This is a genomic window from Kineosporia sp. A_224 (assembly GCF_002198655.1).
In the GTDB taxonomy this organism is placed as follows: Bacteria; Actinomycetota; Actinomycetes; order Actinomycetales; family Kineosporiaceae; genus R-H-3.
Map to the genome: position 1 here is coordinate 1 of NZ_MWLN01000044.1, position 17,723 is coordinate 17,723.

14 protein-coding genes are annotated in these 17,723 nt (G+C 74.7%); 7 read left to right on the forward strand and 7 right to left on the reverse strand.

Annotation, left to right across the window (positions count from 1 at the left end):
- On the reverse strand, positions 1–2,579 hold a 2,579-nt coding region (locus EDJALFJO_RS03365), incomplete at its 3' end, for a bifunctional diguanylate cyclase/phosphodiesterase (RefSeq protein ID WP_143448265.1).
- A gap of 226 nt (positions 2,580–2,805) precedes the next feature.
- On the opposite strand from EDJALFJO_RS03365, the gene EDJALFJO_RS03370 reads away from it, so the two are divergent.
- Positions 2,806–4,161: a hemolysin family protein gene (locus tag EDJALFJO_RS03370; protein ID WP_198949962.1), complete on the forward strand. Its 1,356-nt coding sequence runs from the start codon at positions 2,806–2,808 to the stop codon at positions 4,159–4,161.
- Here the strand turns inward: EDJALFJO_RS03370 and EDJALFJO_RS03375 are convergent.
- On the reverse strand, positions 4,150–4,878 hold the full coding sequence (locus EDJALFJO_RS03375) for a TetR/AcrR family transcriptional regulator (RefSeq protein ID WP_088282226.1): 729 nt from the start codon (positions 4,876–4,878) through the stop codon (positions 4,150–4,152). The two genes, EDJALFJO_RS03370 and EDJALFJO_RS03375, sit on opposite strands and share 12 nt — an antisense overlap.
- 84 nt (positions 4,879–4,962) lie before the next feature.
- On the opposite strand from EDJALFJO_RS03375, the gene EDJALFJO_RS03380 reads away from it, so the two are divergent.
- The gene (locus EDJALFJO_RS03380) at positions 4,963–5,493 is read left to right on the forward strand and encodes a DUF6326 family protein (protein ID WP_088282228.1); all 531 of its coding nucleotides are present in this window, start codon (positions 4,963–4,965) and stop codon (positions 5,491–5,493) included.
- A 63-nt stretch (positions 5,494–5,556) separates the two neighbouring features.
- On the opposite strand, the gene EDJALFJO_RS03385 is transcribed toward EDJALFJO_RS03380, so the two are convergent.
- Entirely contained in the window at positions 5,557–7,452 is a 1,896-nt protein-coding gene (locus tag EDJALFJO_RS03385; protein WP_088282230.1) for an HNH endonuclease signature motif containing protein, read from the reverse strand.
- A 211-nt stretch (positions 7,453–7,663) separates the two neighbouring features.
- Complete coding sequence (clpB, locus tag EDJALFJO_RS03390; protein WP_088282232.1) at positions 7,664–10,285, reverse strand: ATP-dependent chaperone ClpB; 2,622 nt, start codon at positions 10,283–10,285, stop codon at positions 7,664–7,666.
- Between the two features lie 345 nt (positions 10,286–10,630).
- Here clpB and EDJALFJO_RS03395 point away from each other — a divergent pair, with 345 nt between their 5' ends.
- From EDJALFJO_RS03395 to EDJALFJO_RS03405, 3 genes are all read left to right on the forward strand, one after another.
- Entirely contained in the window at positions 10,631–11,368 is a 738-nt protein-coding gene (locus EDJALFJO_RS03395) for a DUF4190 domain-containing protein (protein ID WP_143448266.1), read from the forward strand.
- A 67-nt stretch (positions 11,369–11,435) separates the two neighbouring features.
- Positions 11,436–12,539: an acyltransferase gene (locus EDJALFJO_RS03400; RefSeq protein WP_088282236.1), complete on the forward strand. Its 1,104-nt coding sequence runs from the start codon at positions 11,436–11,438 to the stop codon at positions 12,537–12,539.
- A gap of 99 nt (positions 12,540–12,638) precedes the next feature.
- Entirely contained in the window at positions 12,639–14,234 is a 1,596-nt protein-coding gene (locus EDJALFJO_RS03405) for an aspartate:alanine exchanger family transporter (protein WP_088282238.1), read from the forward strand.
- A gap of 99 nt (positions 14,235–14,333) precedes the next feature.
- On the opposite strand, the gene EDJALFJO_RS33200 is transcribed toward EDJALFJO_RS03405, so the two are convergent.
- Positions 14,334–14,768, reverse strand: coding sequence for a hypothetical protein (locus tag EDJALFJO_RS33200; protein WP_158220271.1), 435 nt, complete (start codon positions 14,766–14,768; stop codon positions 14,334–14,336).
- A 30-nt stretch (positions 14,769–14,798) separates the two neighbouring features.
- On the opposite strand from EDJALFJO_RS33200, the gene EDJALFJO_RS03410 reads away from it, so the two are divergent.
- Positions 14,799–15,620 carry a trans-aconitate 2-methyltransferase gene (locus EDJALFJO_RS03410; RefSeq protein ID WP_158220272.1) on the forward strand — a complete coding sequence of 274 codons (822 nt, stop codon included), beginning with the start codon at positions 14,799–14,801 and terminating at the stop codon, positions 15,618–15,620.
- On the opposite strand, the gene EDJALFJO_RS03415 is transcribed toward EDJALFJO_RS03410, so the two are convergent.
- Positions 15,610–16,707, reverse strand: a complete 1,098-nt coding sequence (locus EDJALFJO_RS03415) for a hypothetical protein (RefSeq protein ID WP_143448269.1) — start codon at positions 16,705–16,707, stop codon at positions 15,610–15,612. The two genes, EDJALFJO_RS03410 and EDJALFJO_RS03415, sit on opposite strands and share 11 nt — an antisense overlap.
- A gap of 179 nt (positions 16,708–16,886) precedes the next feature.
- Here EDJALFJO_RS03415 and EDJALFJO_RS03420 point away from each other — a divergent pair, with 179 nt between their 5' ends.
- Positions 16,887–17,276 (forward strand): tautomerase family protein, encoded by a 390-nt coding sequence (locus tag EDJALFJO_RS03420; RefSeq protein WP_088282244.1) that lies wholly within the window; start codon positions 16,887–16,889, stop codon positions 17,274–17,276.
- 22 nt (positions 17,277–17,298) lie between these two features.
- Here EDJALFJO_RS03420 and EDJALFJO_RS36055 read toward each other — a convergent pair whose 3' ends face one another.
- Complete coding sequence (locus tag EDJALFJO_RS36055) at positions 17,299–17,673, reverse strand: heat shock protein transcriptional repressor HspR (protein ID WP_369812488.1); 375 nt, start codon at positions 17,671–17,673, stop codon at positions 17,299–17,301.
- Between the last annotated feature and the right edge of the window lie 50 nt (positions 17,674–17,723).

The following is a 17,723-nucleotide window of genomic DNA, read 5'->3' on the forward strand; positions in this document are numbered from 1 at the left end:
GCCGGGGCGGCGGGCGTGCCCGGGGCGGGGGCGTCCCGGACGTCGACGAAGGTGCTGTCGCCGATCCACGACCGGGACGTCCAGCCGTCGGCCCACTCGAGGAGCTCGTCGGACGGCATCGGCTCGGCGAAGTAGTAGCCCTGGGCGAGCCGGCAGCCGAGGTGGCGGAGCATCGCCACGGTGCGCGCGTCCCCGACACCCTCGGCGACGACCTCGACCGCGAGGTTCTTCCCGAGGTCGAGGATCGACCGGATGATCGCCTCGTGCGGGCTGCCCGCGCCGAGCCGCTGGACGAACGACTTGTCGATCTTGACCTGGTCGGGGGCGAGCCAGGACAGGTACGTCATCGACGAGTAGCCGGTGCCGAAGTCGTCGACGGCGACAGAGACGCCGAGCTCGCGCAGCCGGCCGACGACGGCCATCGCGCGCTCGGGGCTGGCGATGACACCACCCTCGGTGAGCTCGAGGCAGAGCAGCCGGCCCGGGACGTCGTACCGCTCGAGGAGGCGGCCGACGGCCACCGGCAGCCAGGCGTCGCCGAGGGTGCGGGCCGCGAGGTTCACGGCGACCCGGACCTCCATCCCGGCGTCCAGCCACGTCCGGCAGGAGGACAGCGCCTGCTCCAGGACGACGGCGGTGAGCTCCTGGACGAGCCCGCCGCGCTCGGCCGCGAGGACGAACATCTCCGGGTCGACGAAGCCGAGCGCCGGGTGCCGCCAGCGCGCGAGCGCCTCCACGGAGTGCAGCAGCCCGGTGTCGAGCGCGATGAGCGGCTGGACGTACGTCGTCACCTCGCCGCGACCCAGGGCGAGCCGCAGGTCCGCGGCGAGCGAGAGCGGTGCGTCGTTCGCGGCCGCCATCTCGTGGGCGTAGAAGCGGTAGCCGCCGGAGTCCTGCTTCGCCGTGTACATCGCGACGTCCGCGCTGCGCAGCAGCGCGTCGGCGTTGCCGCCGTCCTTGGGCGCGATCGCGAAGCCGAGGGAGCCGCCCAGGCGCAGCTGCTCGCCGCTCACGACGAGCGGCTCCTCGAGGCTGGCGATGAGCCGGCGGGCCACCGCGGTGACCTGCGCGGCGTCGGTGGCGTCCAGGACGAGGACGGCGAACTCGTCGCCGCCGAGCCGGCCGACCTCGACCCCGGCGCCCGCGGCCCGTTCGAGGCGCCGGGCGACCTCGGCGATGACCTGGTCGCCCGCGAGGTGGCCGAGGGAGTCGTTGACGGTCTTGAAGCCGTCGAGGTCGAGGACGCCGACCGCGATCGGCGGGCCGCCGCGCAGCGCCGACTCGGCGGCCTCGTCGGCGCGGCGGCGGAAGACGCCGCGATTCGGCAGGCCCGTGAGGTGGTCGTGGAGGGCCTCGAAGCGCAGCTGCTCGACGACGGTCGCGTGCCGCAGGGCGACGTTGACGTGGTTGCCGACGGTCTCCAGCGTGCGCAGGTCGTCGGGGCCGTAGCCGCGCTCCTCGCCGAGCCGCTCGCCGACCAGCAGGACGCCGTCCACGTCCTCGCCGAGCGGCAGCGGGACGACGACCGCCTCGCTCTGGGTCAGGGCGGCGAGGAGCGCCCGTTCGGCCTCCGTGGTGCCGCGGACGGCGCGCCGGGGCCGGACGTCGAACGCCGGGTGCGGCCAGGGCGCCCCGCCGTCGTGGACGACCTCCTCGCCGTGCTCGACGCTCCACGTGCTGAGCCGCCCGGCGCCCCGGCGGTGCACGAGGAGCTCTGCGGAGCGGGCGCGCATCACGTCGACGGCGTGCGTCACCGCGGCGCGGGCCACCTCGTCGACGGTGCGGGCCTCCTGGAGGGACTCGCTGAGCCCGAAGAGCCGGCTCACCGCGGCGTGCCGCTCGGTGAGCAGCGCGTAGGCGCGGTAGCCGACGAGGACGACGACGCACGCGAGCGCCAGCGGCAGGACGGCGTCCCGCCCGCCCATGAGCGCCATCGTCGCGACGATGCCGGCGACCGACACCGCCGCCGGGAGCGCGAGGGACTGCAGGAGCTGCTCGCCGACGACCCGCAGCGGCGGGATCCCGTCGTACCAGGAGATGACGACGGTGAGGACGAGCCCGTCGAGCAGGCCGGCCGACGCGGTCGCGAGGACGGCGGCCAGCCAGCCGCGCGGGGACGAGGCGAGGGCGCCGTCCCCGACCGCGTGGAAGACGGCGACCGCGAGCGTCGTCCCGGCGCCGACGAGGGCGAGGTTGAACGAGGTCTTGAGGGCCGTCGTCCGCCGGAAGGCGACGAAGGCGGTGCCGCTGCCGAGCAGCCGGGAGACGAGCAGGGCGGGCGGGGAGAGGCTGAACAGCCCGATGACGAGCGCGAGCTCGCTGATGGAGACCGACTGCTCCTCGCGGCGCACCCTGATCCGGAAGACGAGGACCTCGGTCGCGACGAAGACGACGGCGAGGACCGCCCAGTGGACGATGACCATGCCGGGCGCCAGGGTCGGCGGCCCGACCCAGGCGACGCCGGCGCAGGAGAGGCCGAGCAGGCCGGCGAGGACCCCCACGCGGACCGAGGCAGGCACGAGCGGGGGGCGTCGTCCGGGCACACCGGAGGAGGGCATCTCCGCCCCGGTGTGCGCCACGGCGCTGCCTCCCGTGTGACCTGATCCGGCCCTGGTCCGGCCCCGCGGCGCCCGCCGCCCGGGTGGCCGGCGCCGGGACCACCGTCCGGCGGGACATGGTGTCCCGAGCGGATCATCGCCGTGACGTGCGCGGACTGTCAGTCGATTGACACGATTGTGGCCGACCGGGGGACCGGGGTCGGCCACTCGGACGACCTGTGACCCCCCGTGTGAGGGAGTGGTGCACGTGCTGGGCGAGATCTCGCTCGTCCTGGGTCTCATCGTCGCCGGCGGCGCGTTCGCCGCGGCGGAGATCGCCCTGGTGTCGCTGCGTGCCGGGCAGGTGAGCAGGCTGGCCGCGACCCACCGCCGGGGCCCGCTCGTCGCCAAGCTCACGGAGGACCCCAACCGCTTCCTGTCCGCGGTGCAGATCGGGATCTCCCTGATGGCCACCCTCTCGTCGGTCTTCGGGGCGGCGAACTTCGAGGAGCCTCTGCGCGAGTGGCTGCTGGGCCTCGGCGTCCCGGCCGCGGTCGCCCGACCGACCTCGCTCGTCGTCGTCGCCCTGGGGCTGGTGTACGTCACGCTCGTCATCGGGGAGCTGTCGCCCAAGCGGCTCGCCCTGCAGCGGGCCGAGCCCATCGCCCTGCTCTCGGCCGCCCCGCTGGACGCGATCGCCCGGCTGACCCGGCCGGTGATCTGGCTGCTCGGCGTGAGCAGCGACGTCGTCGTCCGGCTGCTCGGCGGTGACCCGAAGGCAGCCCGGGAGGTCGTCACCGAGGAGGAGCTGCGCGACATGGTGGCCACCAACGCCGAGCTGAGCTTCGACGAGCGGCGACTGATCCAGGAGGTCCTCGACGCCGGCGACCGGCCGGTGCGGGAGATCATGGTCCCCCGGCTCGACGTCAGCGCCCTCGATGCCGGGATGACCGTCGCGGAGGCGCTCGACGTCGTCGAGGGGCAGCCGCACTCGCGCTACCCCGTCGTCGAGGGCGGCCTGGACGACGCCGTCGGCTTCGTGCACGTCCGCGACCTGTTCTCGGCCCACGCCCGGAGCGACCCGGGGACGACGCTGCGCACCCTGGGCCGGCCGCTCCCCCGGGTGCCCGACAGCCGCCGGGCGCTGCCCGCGCTCGCCGAGATGCGCCGCGAGGGCTACCACGTCGCGCTCGTCGTCGACGAGTACGGCGGCGGCGCCGGCATCGTGACGATGGAGGACCTGCTCGAGGAGCTCGTCGGGGACATCACCGACGAGTTCGACGCCGCGGCGCGCGGGTCGCGACGGACCGAGGGGGCGGACGACGACGGGCCGCGGCCGCTGCCCGACGCGCCGGTCGACGCGCAGCTGCGTCTGGAGGAGTTCGAGGAGGAGACCGGCGTCGCGCTGCCCGAGGGGCCGTACGACACCGCCGCGGGGTGGATGGTCGCCGCGCTCGGCCGGATCCCGGTCGTCGGGGACACCGCGGTGCACCACGACGTGGTGCTCACGGTGACCGAGATGCGGGCCCGCCGGGTGGAGCGGGTGACGGTGAGCCGGGTCCCGGTCCCGGTACCGGATGCCGAGGCTGCCGCGGGGACGGGGACGGAGGGCTCAGACCGCTGACGCCGCGCCGACCGCTGACGCCGCGCCGACCGCTGACGCCGCGCCGACCCGGCGGTGCGCCTCGAGCCCGTCGAGGACGAGCCCGAGGGTGAACTCGAACTCGGCCTGGGTGTCGCAGAGCCCGATCGTGCCCTCGGCCTCGTGGACTGCGACCTCGGCGAGGCGGGCCAGGTACGGCATGGCGAGCGCCATGGCCTCCGCCTGCGGGGACGCGGCCCCCTCGTCGTCCGCCGTCGGCTCGAAGAGCTCCTGGGTGAAGCCGAGGAGCATCGGCCCGAGCGAGTGGATCGCCCGGTGGGCCAGCTCGTACCCGCAGCCGGCGTCGACCATCGTGGCGACGAGGGCCTCGAAGAGCGGGTAGACGGTCGGCGGCGGCTGGGGCTGGGTGGCCACGAGCGGCGGCGCCCACGGGTGGCGGAGCATCACTTCGCGGGCGGCGAGGCAGCGCCGGCGGACGACGTCGCGCCAGTCGGCCGGGTCCGCCGCCGGGGGCAGGTCGTCGAGGGCCGCGACGGCGATCTCGCCGACGACCGCCTCGGTGAGCCCGGCGAGCAGAGCCTTCTTGTCGACGTAGTGGTAGAGGCTCATCGCCTCGCAGTCGAGGACCTCCGCGACGCGCCGCATCGTCACGGCAGGGACACCCTCGGCGTCCGCGACCTCGAGCGCGGCCGCGAGCACACGGTCGCGGCTCAGCGGCTCCTTGGCACGTGCGGGCATCGGGACCTCCGGGGCTTTCCATCGCAGATCTTACGTCGTAAGTTGAGTCTTACAAGGTAAGACCTGTGAGACCAGGAGGGCGTCATGAGCACGAGCAGCGCGGCGACCGGAACGACCGGAACGACCGGAACGAGCGGAACGACCACGACCGGAACGACGCCCGACGCCGCATCCCGGACCGGCAGCGACCAGGCGGCCGGCAGGCGGCTCGACCCTGCCCCGGTCGGCGTCCGGACCCGGCTCGCCGGCCTGTGGGCGGCGATGCTCTTCGTCTTCGCCTACGTCGACCTCTTCAGCTTCTACCGCCCGGACTTCCGCGCCGCCGTCGAGGCCGGCACCGTGAGCGGCTTCACGGTCGGCCAGGGGTTCCTGCTGGGGACGACGGCGTACATCGTGCTGCCGAGCCTCATGGTGTACCTGGTGCTCGTGCTCCCGCCCCAGGTGAACCGGGTCGCGAACATCGTGCTCGCGGTGCTCTACGCGGTGACGATCGTCGCCGGCGCGATCGGCGAGTGGCAGTACTACGTCCTCGGCAGCGTCGTCGAGGTCGCCCTGCTCGCGCTCGTCGTCCGGAACGCGTGGGCGTGGCCGAAGCAGGACGACCAGGCTGCATGACCTCCCGCCTCGTCCGGTCGACCGAGCCGTCGGCGGCGAGCGCACGACCTCGGGCGCACATCCCTAGAACGGCGGTGGACCCTCCGCGACGGGCGCGCCCACCACTGTGCGAGTCGTGCGCGCCGCGACGTTCGATGGCGAGGCGTGCGACAGCGGGACGTGCGGCAGCGGAGCGTGCGGGAGCGCGATGCAGGCGCGGCCGGTCCGGGTCGTCCACGTGATCGTGCCGGGCGGTTCGCCGGGCTGGTTGCGTTGTTCGGGGACGAGGAGTCCGGCGGTCTTGAGCCGGTGGCACGCGCGGCACAACGGGCGCGTGTTGCACTCGCACGTCGCTCCGCCCTGCGCGTAGGGCGTCTGGTGGTCGATGTCGCAGCGCCAGGAGGCTTTCCCGCAGTGGGGTCCGGTGCACGTCGGGTGCGCGTGTTCGAGCAGGAGCTTCAACCGTTCGCCGGCGACGTAGCCGGGTGAGTAGGTGTTCTTCCCGACCCCGAGCACGGTCCCGTGCTCACCATCGACGACCAGGCACCGGAACACCCCGTTCGTGACGAGGTCACGGACCGCGTCGGCCGGGACCGGGCCGTAACCCTGGAGGGTGCCGGGGTCGTCGACGAGGCCCATGAGGGTCTCGGCGGAGACGGTGACGTTGACGGCGACCTGGACGTCGGGCCAGGTGGTGGTGAACCACTCCGGCGCGGGCTCCGTGTCGGTCTCTCCGCTCACCCCCGGGTCGTCATCCGGTGTCGCAGCGGTCGCCGACCGCGGCGTCGTCTCACTCGCGACGCACCCGGGAGGGAGGGGCAGGACGTCGGCGGGGACGGGCAGGTAGCCGCTGGTGCAGCCGGTGACGAACAGGTCGTGCCGGAGCTGGTCCAGGGTGCGTGGGTCGCCCTGCTGCCGCAGGTAGCGGGCGGCGGCGTCGAGGCCGTTGTAGGCGGCAGTGACCGCCTCGCCGAGGCCGACGGCGGTGAACAGGGCGGCGCCGTCGTCGGTGGTCTGGATGCTGACCCGGCGGCCCCTGCGCAGCCGCTTGCGGCGCTTCGCCTCCGCGTCGGCGTCGACCGCGAGGACCGCGGCGGTCAGTGCGGTGTCGAAGCGGCGGGTGCCGCCGTCGAGGACCCCGGGTGTGGCATAGACGAGCCGCTCGACGGCCTGCGCGGCCTCGACGGTCAGCTCGCGAGTGCGGGACACGACCATCCGCAGCCGGGGCCGGTCGAGCCGGCCCTGCTGCAGGGCCTGCGCGGTCAACGGCAGTTTGCCTTCGATGACGAGTGCGGTGGCAGCGTCGACCAAGGCAGCGGCCTTGCCCTGGGTGATCCCCGCCGCCACCGCGAGCTCGAGCGCGACCGAGCCGTCGACCAGGACGTCCTGGTCGTCCATGAGCAGCCGGCCCGAGCGCGTCCTGCGGGGCAGCGACGGAGTGCGGCCGGTCCAGGCCGGCACGACCTTCGCGACATGAGCGACCTGCAGCCACAGCGCGAAGTTCTCCAGGCGGTGCGCGGCCGCGAACCCCGAGATCGCCGCGTCCTGCAACTCGTCGACGAACCCGTCCGCAGCGGCCCGCTCCACGGTCCACGCCGCCGCCCCGTCGAGGACCTCCAGCGCCGCCGCGAACGACCCGGGCCCGGGTGTGCCGTCCAGCGCGACCCGCCGCTCGACCGCGTCCCGACGGTCATCGGCAGCGACCTGCGCGCACAGAGCCTCGAGCTCGGCGTCCCAGTCCCGCTGCGCCGCAGCCGGATCAGCCCGCCACTCGTCCACCAACCACTCCGCGTGAGCGTGCGCGAGCGCCCCCTGCCCCTCCTCGTCCTCACTCGGGCAGGCCGACAGATCGACCACGGTCAGCCGGATCTCACCACCGAGCGGATCAGCCGGGAGCAGGTCGCCGAGGCCACCCTCGAGACCGCCGTCGAGGCCGTCGTCACCGACCCCGGCCCCACACTGCGACACCCGCTCGACCATGATCCGATCATACGACAGGCCAGCCTATTTGTCGAACACATGTTCGATCCGTGGTCCCGTGCCTCACCGGGCACCAGCAACCGGCCCACCTCTGAAGGCGCGGCGAGAACCCCGCCCGCCGACAGCCTCTCAACGCCCTCCGACGCCCTCCGACGCCTCCAGTCCCCCCCAGGTCACCAGGTGAGATGACAGCAGACCAGCGGCAAGCAGGTCACACAGACGCCGAGTGCAGCCCGGTCACCGTCAACCCGGCAGGCGCCCCGTCCTCGTGCACGACGTCGACGACGACCGAGTCCCCGTCCCGGATCTCCCCGGCGAGCAACGACCGGGCCAACCGGTCGCCGATCTCCCGCTGCACGAGCCGGCGCAGCGGTCGCGCGCCGTACGCCGGGTCGTAGCCCTCGAGCGCGAGCCACTCCCGGGCGGCCGGGGTGACCTCGAGCTCGAGCCGCCGGTCAGCGAGACGCCGTGCGAGCAGGCCCACCTGGATCTCGACGATCTTCGCGAGCTCCTCGGTGCCGAGGGCGTCGAAGATGACGACGTCGTCGAGCCGGTTGAGGAACTCCGGCTTGAAGGCGGTGCGTACGCTCGTCATGACGGCGTCCTTCTTGCCCTCGTCGGACAGCGTCGGGTCGACGAGGTAGGCCGAGCCGAGGTTGCTCGTCAGCACGAGGATCGACGAGCGGAAGTCCACGGTGCGGCCCTGGCCGTCGGTGAGGCGGCCGTCGTCGAGCACCTGGAGCAGGACGTCGAAGACCTCCGGGTGCGCCTTCTCGACCTCGTCGAGCAGGACGACGCTGTACGGCCGGCGGCGGACCGCCTCGGTGAGCTGGCCGCCCTCCTCGTAGCCGACGTACCCGGGAGGCGCACCGACGAGCCGGGCGACGGAGTGCTTCTCGCCGTACTCGCTCATGTCGATGCGCACCATGGCGCGCTCGTCGTCGAAGAGGAAGTCCGCCAACGCCTTCGCGAGCTCGGTCTTGCCGACGCCCGTCGGGCCGAGGAAGAGGAAGGAGCCGGTCGGGCGGTCGGGGTCGCTGACCCCGGCACGGGCCCGGCGGACGGCGTCGGAGACGGCGCGGACGGCGCTCGCCTGGCCGATGAGCCGGCGGCCGAGGTGCTCCTCCATGCGGAGCAGCTTCTCGGTCTCGCCCTCGAGCAGGCGGCCGGCGGGGATGCCGGTCCAGGCGGCGACGACGTCGGCGACGTCGTCCGGGCCGACCTCCTCCTTGACCATGGGCGCGGCCGAACCCGTTGCGGGGCCTTCCTTCTCGGCCTCCTGGGCCTGCGCGAGCTCCTTCTCGATGCCGGGGATCTCGCCGTAGAGGATCCGGGACGCCGCGGCGAGGTCGCCGTCGCGCTGCAGCCGCTCGGCCTGCGAGCGCAGGCTGTCGACGCGCTCCTTGAGCTCGCCGACACGGTTGAGACCGGCCTTCTCGGCCTCCCACCGCGCGGTGAGCGCGGCGAGCGCCTCGGCACGGTCGGCGAGGTCGGCGCGCAGCTTCTCGAGCCGGGCACGGGAGGCCGGGTCGTCCTCGCGGGCGAGGGCCATCTCCTCCATCTTCATCCGGTCGACCTGGCGGCGCAGGGCGTCGACCTCCTCGGGCGAGGAGTCGATCTCCATCCGCAGCCGGGACGCCGCCTCGTCGACGAGGTCGATCGCCTTGTCGGGGAGCTGGCGGCCGGTGATGTAGCGGTGCGAGAGGGTCGCGGCGGCGACGAGCGCGGCGTCCGCGATCGAGACCTTGTGGTGCGCCTCGTAGCGCTCCTTGAGCCCGCGCAGGATGCCGACGGTGTCGTCGACGGACGGCTCGCCGACGTACACCTGCTGGAAGCGCCGCTCGAGCGCGGCGTCCTTCTCGATGTGCTCGCGGTACTCGTCGAGCGTCGTCGCGCCGACGAGGCGCAGCTCGCCGCGGGCGAGCATCGGCTTGAGCATGTTGCCGGCGTCCATCGCACCCTCGCCGGACGCACCCGCCCCGACGACGGTGTGCAGCTCGTCGATGAACGTGACGACCTGCCCCTCGGCGGCCTTGATCTCGCCGAGGACGGCCTTGAGCCGCTCCTCGAACTCGCCGCGGTACTTGGCGCCGGCGACCATCGCGCCGAGGTCGAGCGAGATCAACCGCTTGCCGCGCAACGACTCCGGGACGTCCCCCGCGACGATGCGCTGGGCGAGCCCCTCGACGACGGCGGTCTTGCCGACGCCCGGCTCGCCGATGAGGACGGGGTTGTTCTTCGTGCGGCGGGACAGCACCTGGACGACGCGGCGGATCTCGGCGTCCCGGCCGATGACGGGGTCGAGCTTGCCGTCCCGGGCCAGCGCGGTGAGGTCGTTGCCGTACTTCTCCAGGGCCTGGAAGGTGCCCTCGGGGTCGGGGCTCGTGACGCGGCCGGTGCCGCGGACGCCGGGCAGGGCGGCGAGCAGCGCGTCCTTCGTGGCACCGGCCGCGGTGAGCGCGGACCCCACGGTGCCCTGGTCGGAGGCGAGACCGACGAGCAGGTGCTCGGTCGAGACGTACTCGTCGCCGAGCTCGCGGGCGACGTCGCCGGCCGCGGTCATCGCGGAGTAGGTGCCCCGGGCCAGGTTCGGCGAGCTGACGCTCGAGCCGGACGCCGCGGGGAGGGCGGCGAGCGCGCGGTCGGCGGTGCGGCGCAGGGCCGCGAGGTCGGCCCCGACGGCGCCGAGCAGGGCGGGCGCGACGCCGTCCGACTGGGCGAGCAGCGCGTCGAGGAGGTGCGCGGGCTCGACCTGCGGGTGCCCGTCCGTGGACGCGCGGCGGACCGCGGCGGTGAGGGCCTCCTGGCTGCGGGTGGTGAGCTTGAGATCCATGTGCTGGTGCCTTCCGGTACGGCGCGACGAGGGCCGTTCGGTTCAACGGGAGCAGACTTGAGTCTGTTCCGCTCAACTTTAGCGCCCGCCCGACCACCTGGTATCGACCGAAAGGCTCCGGCACCGGAGCCCGTGACCGATTCGTGATGACTCTTCGCCTACGTCCCGTTGCGCGCACGTGATGATCGGGCGCGGGTTCTGCCCAACCGTGCACCGAGTCGCTATGGTCGCGATGTGAGCGACCAGCCTTCGGCGTCCCGCTCGACCGGCAGTCCCGGGCAGCGGCCCGGCGCCCGGCCCGGCCCACCCCGCCCCCGAGAGCCGTGGGGCGAAGGGGCGACTTCCGTGAGCGAGAGGGTGTTCGGCCCGATGGACGGTTCGACCGAAGGTCTGCCCGGGCTCGTCCTCCTCCCCGAGCAGGAGACCGGGCCCGCGGAGCGCACGTCCAAGATCGCCGTGGCCGCGCTCGTCACGGGCATCGTCGGCCTCGTCCCCGTCTCCGTGCCGCTCGGCATCGCCGGTCTGGTCCGGACCAAGCGCCCCGGGGTGGGCGGCCGCCGCCTCGCCCTGACCGGTCTCGCGCTGAGCGGGCTGTGGACCGTCGCCGTCCTCGCCGTCCTCGTCTTCGCCGTGTTCCTCGGCCAGCAGCTCACGTCGCCGTCCGGTGACACCCCCGCCGACCCGGCCGCCGCCGCGGCCCAGGACGGGACGACCAAGAGCGGCTCCGAGGTCGAGCAGGGCGACTGCCTCCTCGCCTGGGACGCCACCGCGCTCACGGCCGACGCCGACCCCGACGTCGTCGCCGTCGACTGCACGAACCCGCACCAGGCGCAGGCTTTCGGCGAGGTCGACCTCTCCGACACCTACGCGGACGGCGCGGCCTACCCCGGCCCGGCGGCGCTCGTCACGAACAGCCAGGAGGGCTGCCGGCTGCAGGCGCCGACCGCCCTCGTCGAGTCCGCCACGACGATGCCGCTGAGCGGGATCCCGCCGACCGCGGCCGACTGGGCGGAGGGCTCGCGGACCGTCATGTGCCTCGTCGTGTCCGGGTCCGCCGACCTCACGGCGTCCGTCACCCCCTGACGGCGCACCGCCCGACCCGGGCCCGGCTCGACGCGCGCACGGTGCCCCGACGGGATATCCGGGTGACATGACGAGCGACGAGCCGGACCCGCGCGCCGAGCCGCTCGTCCTCGCGGCCGCCGCGCACGAGCCGACGGGCTGGTTCGACCTGGCCCGGGTGCTCGCGATCCTCGCCGTCGTCGTCGTCCACGAGACGAGCGGCGAGGTCGGCAGCCGGGACGCCGGCGACCCGGCGACGGCCGCCTGGTGGACGGCGAACATCCTCGACTCGGCCTCCCGCTGGTGCGTACCGGTCTTCCTCATGGTGAGCGGCGCGCTGCTCCTCGACCCGCGACGCACCGACCGCCCGCGGGACTTCTACCGCCGGCGGCTGGGCCGGATCGGGGTCCCGCTCGTCGTCTGGACGGCCGTGTACCTCGTCTTCCGGTCGTTCTACCTCGGCGACGACCTGGACGCCGGCCAGGCGGCCCGCGACGTCGCCGCCGGGACGCCCTTCCTGCAGCTCTACTTCCTCTACGTGCTCGTCGTGCTCTACCTGCTCACCCCGTTCCTGCGGCTCGTCGTCCGGCACACGACGCACCGGATGCAGGCGGCCTTCGGCGCTGTGCTCCTCGGGCTCGGTGCGCTCGACCAGGTGCTGTCGTCGTTCCTCGACGTCGGCGGTGCCTCGGCGGCGACCCGGTTCCTGCCCTACGCCGGGTACTTCACCCTGGGCTGGCTGCTGCGGGACGTCCCCCTGTCCGGCCGGGCCGTCCGGGGCGCGGCGGTCGCGTTCGCCGGGTCGGTCGTCGCGACCGCGGGGCTCGTCGCGGCGAGCGCGGCCTTCGTGGGGTGGGGGAACCCGGGCCGCTACCTCTACGGCTACCTGTCCCCGACCGTCGTCGTCATGTCGCTGTCGGCCTACGTGCTGCTGCGGGCCTGGGGGCTGCGGCACCCGCCCGGTGCGCGGTGGGCACCCGGCCGGCGGACGGCGGCCCTGTCGGCCCTGACGTTCGGCGTCTACCTCGTGCACCCGCTCTTCTTCTACCCGCTGCGCCGGCTGTGGCCCGCGCCGCAGGCGTGGCCGCTGTGGGTCGGCGTCACCGCGGCGCACCTCGCTCTCACGGTCGCCGGCTCGCTCGCGCTGACGTGGGTCATCCTGCGGATCCCGGTGCTGCGCCGGGCGATCTGACACCACCGGGACCTTCGGCGACCGCAAACGCTTTCAGATGCTGGGACGCTGGTACCTGGACCGGGCCACCCCGGCCTGGCACAGCGAAGTGGGTCCACCGTGCACGACATCCTGCTCTTCCTCGGCGAGCAGCCGCTGGTCCTGCTCTTCGGTCTCTTCTGCATCGGCTCCGCACTGGGCGCCGTCCGTATCGCGGACGTGGCGATCGGCCCGGCCGCCGTGCTCTTCACCGCGATCGCCGTCTCGGCGGTCGCCACGGCCAACGACGTGAAGCTCGCCGTGCCCGAGGTCGTGGGGACCCTCGGGCTCGTCCTGTTCACGTACACGATCGGGATCATCAGCGGCCCGACCTTCTTCGCCGCGCTGCGCGGCGGCTGGCGGCCCATCGTCACCGTCACGGCGACGCTCGGCGCGGTCGCCGGGGTCGCGGCCGCGCTCGGCACCGCGCTCGGCCTGCCGTTCCCGACGATCGCCGGCACCTTCGCCGGTGCCCTGACGAACACCCCGGCGCTGGCCGCCGCGACCGAGCGCTCCGGCGACGCGGCCGCGACGACCGTCGGGTACTCGATCGCCTACCTGTTCGGTGTCGTCGGGATGCTCGTCGCGACCGCGACCGTGCTGCGCCGCCGCACCGACGCCGGCAAGGCCCGCGGCCTGACGAACCTCACGATCCGCGTCGAGCGCACCGACGAGCCGACCGTCGCCGAGGTCGCCGACCGGCGCGGCGGGGAGGTCGTCTTCTCCCGCGTCATGCACGGCGAGCCGCAGACCGACCACGTGCTGCTCGTGGCCGAGGACGACGAGACCCTCCGTCAGGGCGACCTCGTCACCGTCGTCGGGCCGCGCGACATCGTCGACGCCGTCGCCCGCGAGCTCGGCCACCGCTCGTCGCACGTGCTCCAGGCCGACCGCCGCGACCTCGACTTCCGGCGGATCACGTTGTCCCGCAAGGAGCTCGCGGGGCGCACGGTCGAGGACCTGGAGCTCGGCGAGAAGTTCGGCGCGGCCATCACCCGGGTCCGCCGCGGCGACGTCGACATGGTCGCCGCCGACGACCTCATCCTCCTGCCGGGCGACCGGCTGCGGGTCATCGCTCCCGTGAAGCGGATGAAGGAGGTCTCGACGTTCCTCGGCGACTCCGAGCGCGGCCTGTCGGACATCAACCCGGTCGGGCTCGCCCTGGGCCTGTCGCTCGGGGTCCTCATCGGGACGGCGCACATCCCGCTGCCCGGCGGCGGGTTCGCCATCGGTGCCGCGGGCGGCACGCTGCTCGTCGGGCTGGTCTTCGGCCGCCTCGGCCGGGTCGGGCCGCTCGTGACGTCCCTCGCCCACCCCGCGGCGTCCACGCTCTCGACGTTCGGGATGCTCGCCTTCCTCGCCTACGCCGGGACCCGCGCGGGCGGCTCGTTCACCTCTGCCGTGACGTCGAGCCTCGGCTGGCGGATCGGCCTCCTCGGCCTGGTCCTCACCTCGCTCACGGCGGTCGCCCTGGCCGTCGTCGGCACCGTCGTGCACAAGATCGACCCGACCCGGCTCGCCGGCGTCCTCGGCGGGGTCCAGACCCAGCCCGCCGTCCTCGCGTTCGCCAACGAGCGCACCGGGTTCGACACCCGGGTCGCCCTGGGCTACGCCCTCGTCTACCCGGCCGCGATGATCGTCAAGATCGTCCTCGCCCAGATCCTCGCCGGCGGCTGACCCGCGCCGCACGACGAGCCGGAGCCGTCCGGCGCGCGCACCTGGTGGGCATGCGCGCGCCGGACGTCCGTCGTCCGGGCCCGCCCACCGGTGAACGGTTCAGGTGTCGAGCACGGCCAGCCCGTGGAAGGTGGCCACCCAGCGCATCGGCTGGTACTCGCCGTAGGCCAGCACCGCGAGCAGCGGGCGCGCGCAGCCGGTGCACCGCAGCCGGACCGGGAGGGCGAGCAGGCCCAGGTCGTCGACGACGGCCCGGAAGTCGCCCGCGCCGTGGACGACGAGCCCGTAGGCCGCGGCGATCCCCTCGACCCACGGTTCCCCGGACCGCGCCGGCAGCGCCGCGGCGGAGAGCACGGTCGCGACGTCGAGCCGGACGGGCGCCTCGCACCCGGGGCACGCGAGCGAGAGGACCGTCGGCACGGCGAGGGTCTCGACGCCGTCCCCGTCGTGGACGACCGGCGGCCCGGCCGCCGACCACGGCGCGAACGGGAGCGGGCCGCGCACGACCCGGCCGGCGAGACGCAGCGGTTCCACCGGACCATCCTGGCGCGCGAGGATGCCGGGGTGAACGAACGCGCCGCCGACGTCTACACGTTCGGCACCACCCCGGACGCCGCCCACCGGCTCGCGCTGCTGGCCGACCTCTTCGCACCACCGACGCGCGACCTGCTCGCCCGGTGCGTGCCGCCGGACGCCGCCCGGCCGGTCCGGCACGCCGTCGACCTCGGCTGCGGGCCGGGTCACACGACGCGGCTGCTCCACACGGCGACGGGCGCGGCCCGGACGACAGGGGTCGAGCGGTCGGCCGACTTCCTCGCGCTGGCCCGGCGGGACCTGTCGGACGGCGTGTCGGACGGCGTGTCGGACGGCGTCACGTACGTCGAGGCGGACGTCACCCGGGCGCCGCTGCCGGTCGACCCGGCGGACGTCGTCCACGCCCGGTTCCTCCTCACCCACCTCGCCGCCCCTGTCGAGGCACTCCGGACCTGGGCCGGGGCGCTCGCGGCCGGCGGCCGGCTCGTGCTCCACGAGGTCGCCGCGCTCGACAGCGCGGACCCGGTGCTGCACCGCTACTACGGCCTCGTCGCGGACCTGCAGCGCCACCACGGCCAGGCGCTCGACATCGGCGACCGGCTCGCCGCCCTCGGCGAGGCCGCCGGCCTGACCGTCGCGCACGCCGCCGTCGTCGCCTGGCAGCCGGACGCCGCCCGGATGGCCGCCCTGCACGTCATCAACCTGCGCACGTGGCGGCACGACCCCTACGTCGCCGGCGCGACCGACCCGGCCGACCTCGACGCGCTCGACGCCGGGCTCGTCGAGATCGCGCGCGGCCGGCCGTGCGCGCCGGTCGAGCAGTCGCTCGGCGAGGCGGTCCTCACGGTGTGACGCCGGACCGGCCCGACCGTCGGCGGGTCACCGCCCGGGCGACGAGGGCCGCCGTGACCGCGACGGCCGCGGTCCCGGCCAGGATCGCCCCCGCTCGGCGCACCGCCTGCGCGACTGCTTCGTCGGCCGCGGCCCGCAGGTCCCCCGCCACGGCGGCGAGCGCCTGGTCGAGCGCGACCAGCCGCTGCCCGGTGACCTCCGCGAACCGCTGCACGTTCGCCGAGCGGGTGCCGGGTGAGGGCTCGAGGGTCACGGCCGTCCGTCGGACGGCGTCCCGGGGCTCCGCCAGCGCGCCAGCGGTCCCGGTCGCGGCGTCGACCGCCGCCGGGTACGGCCGCAGGCCCGTGAGCGCCGCGGCCGCGGCGTCCTGGCGCCGGACGGTGTCGAGGTAGTCGGCCAGACCGGCCTCGGTGACGCGGTCACCGGCGACGACGGGTGGCCTCGAGAGCAGCACGCTGCCCGTCTCACGCTCCTGCGCCGCGGCGGCCACGAGGTCCCTGAGCGTGGCGAGCACCCGAGCCGGGCGCACGACGTCCGCGTCGTCCGTCGCGTCGTCCAGGTCCCGCAGCAACGCGTCGAGCAGGACCCGCTCGCCGGCGACGACCTGCCCGTAGTGGTTCGCGGCGAAGCTCGCGCTCCGCGACGAGACGACCTCCCTGCGCGCCGTGACGAGCGTGCCGTCGAGGTCGGCGGACCCCGCGAGGGCCTCCCGGACGCCGGCCGACCACCCGCCCCCGGGCCCGGCACCGGCCAGGCGCGCGACGTCCGACCGCCGGGCGTCGGTCGCTGCCGCGAGCGCGGCGAGCCGGGCGCCGTCCGCGGGCGTCGCCGCGGTCCGCGATGCCGCAAGGACTAGCGCCTCGCCTGCCTCCTCGCGCAGGGCTCCGTCGGCCGCCACGACGACGGCCACCGCGTCGGCGAACGTCTGCACGCGGCCCGCCGACCCGATGCCGTCGTACGCCGTGGCGCCCGCCGCGGCACCGCCGAGGGCGACCACCAGCACGAGCAGGGCGTACAGACCCCACGACACCCGGCGCGCACCCGGCCCACGGACGGCCCGGACGTCGGTCACCACAGTCCCCGCCACGATGTTCCCCCTCGCCGACAGGGTGATCATCCTGCTCCGGCGGGCGGCCGCGCGCCAGCGCCCGTCCCCCGGGGCAGCGGACGGCGGGACCGGCTCGGCGGGCGGCACCGGGCCGCCGGGACGACGATGAGCCGGGCCGCCGGAGCCGACCGGTGGCGGGTACGGAGACGGGGAGCACAGTGCCGCTGGTGAGGATCGACGTCGTCGAAGGTCGCACGGACGACGAGGTGCGGCGCCTCGCGGACACCGTGCAGGCGGTCATGGTCGAGCACTTCGCCGCCCCAGAGCGCGACCGCTACCAGGTCATCCACGAGCACCGGCCGGGCCGCGTCGTCGCCCTCGACACCGGGCTCGGCTTCGAGCGGACCGACGACGTCGTCATCGTCCAGGTCACCCAGCAGGGCCGCACCGACGACCAGAAGCGGGCCCTCTACGCGGCGCTCGCCGAGCGGCTCGAGCGCGACTGCGGGATCGCCCCGACGGACGTCGTCGTGTCGGTCGTCGAGAACACCAAGGCGGACTGGTCGTTCGGGCTCGGCCGGGCGCAGTTCCTCGACGGCGACCTCTGAGCCGTCGGCCGCACCGCACGGGTCAGCGCTGCGGGCGCCAGACGACGAGCGCGCCGGACGACGACGGGAAGCGGTCGGGCCGCTGCCCCGGGCGGACGGCGACGATGTCGCCGGAGGCGCCGGCCGCGAAGACGCGTCGGCTCGTCGCGAGCCGCACGTGCATGTCCTCGAGCTCGCTGCGCAGCCGCCCGAGCTGCTCACGGAGCGCGCCGTTCTCCAGCTCCAGCTCGAGGATCCGCTTGATCCCGGCGAGGTTGACGCCCTCCTCCTGGGAGAGCCGCTGCACCTCGCGGAGCATCGCGACGTCGCGCGCGGAGTAGCGCCGGCCCCGGCCGGCGGTGCGGCCGGGGCTGACGAGCCCGATCCGGTCGTACTGGCGCAGCGTCTGCGGGTGCATGCCGGCGAGCTGGGCCGCGACCGAGATGACGAAGACAGGCGTCGTCTCGT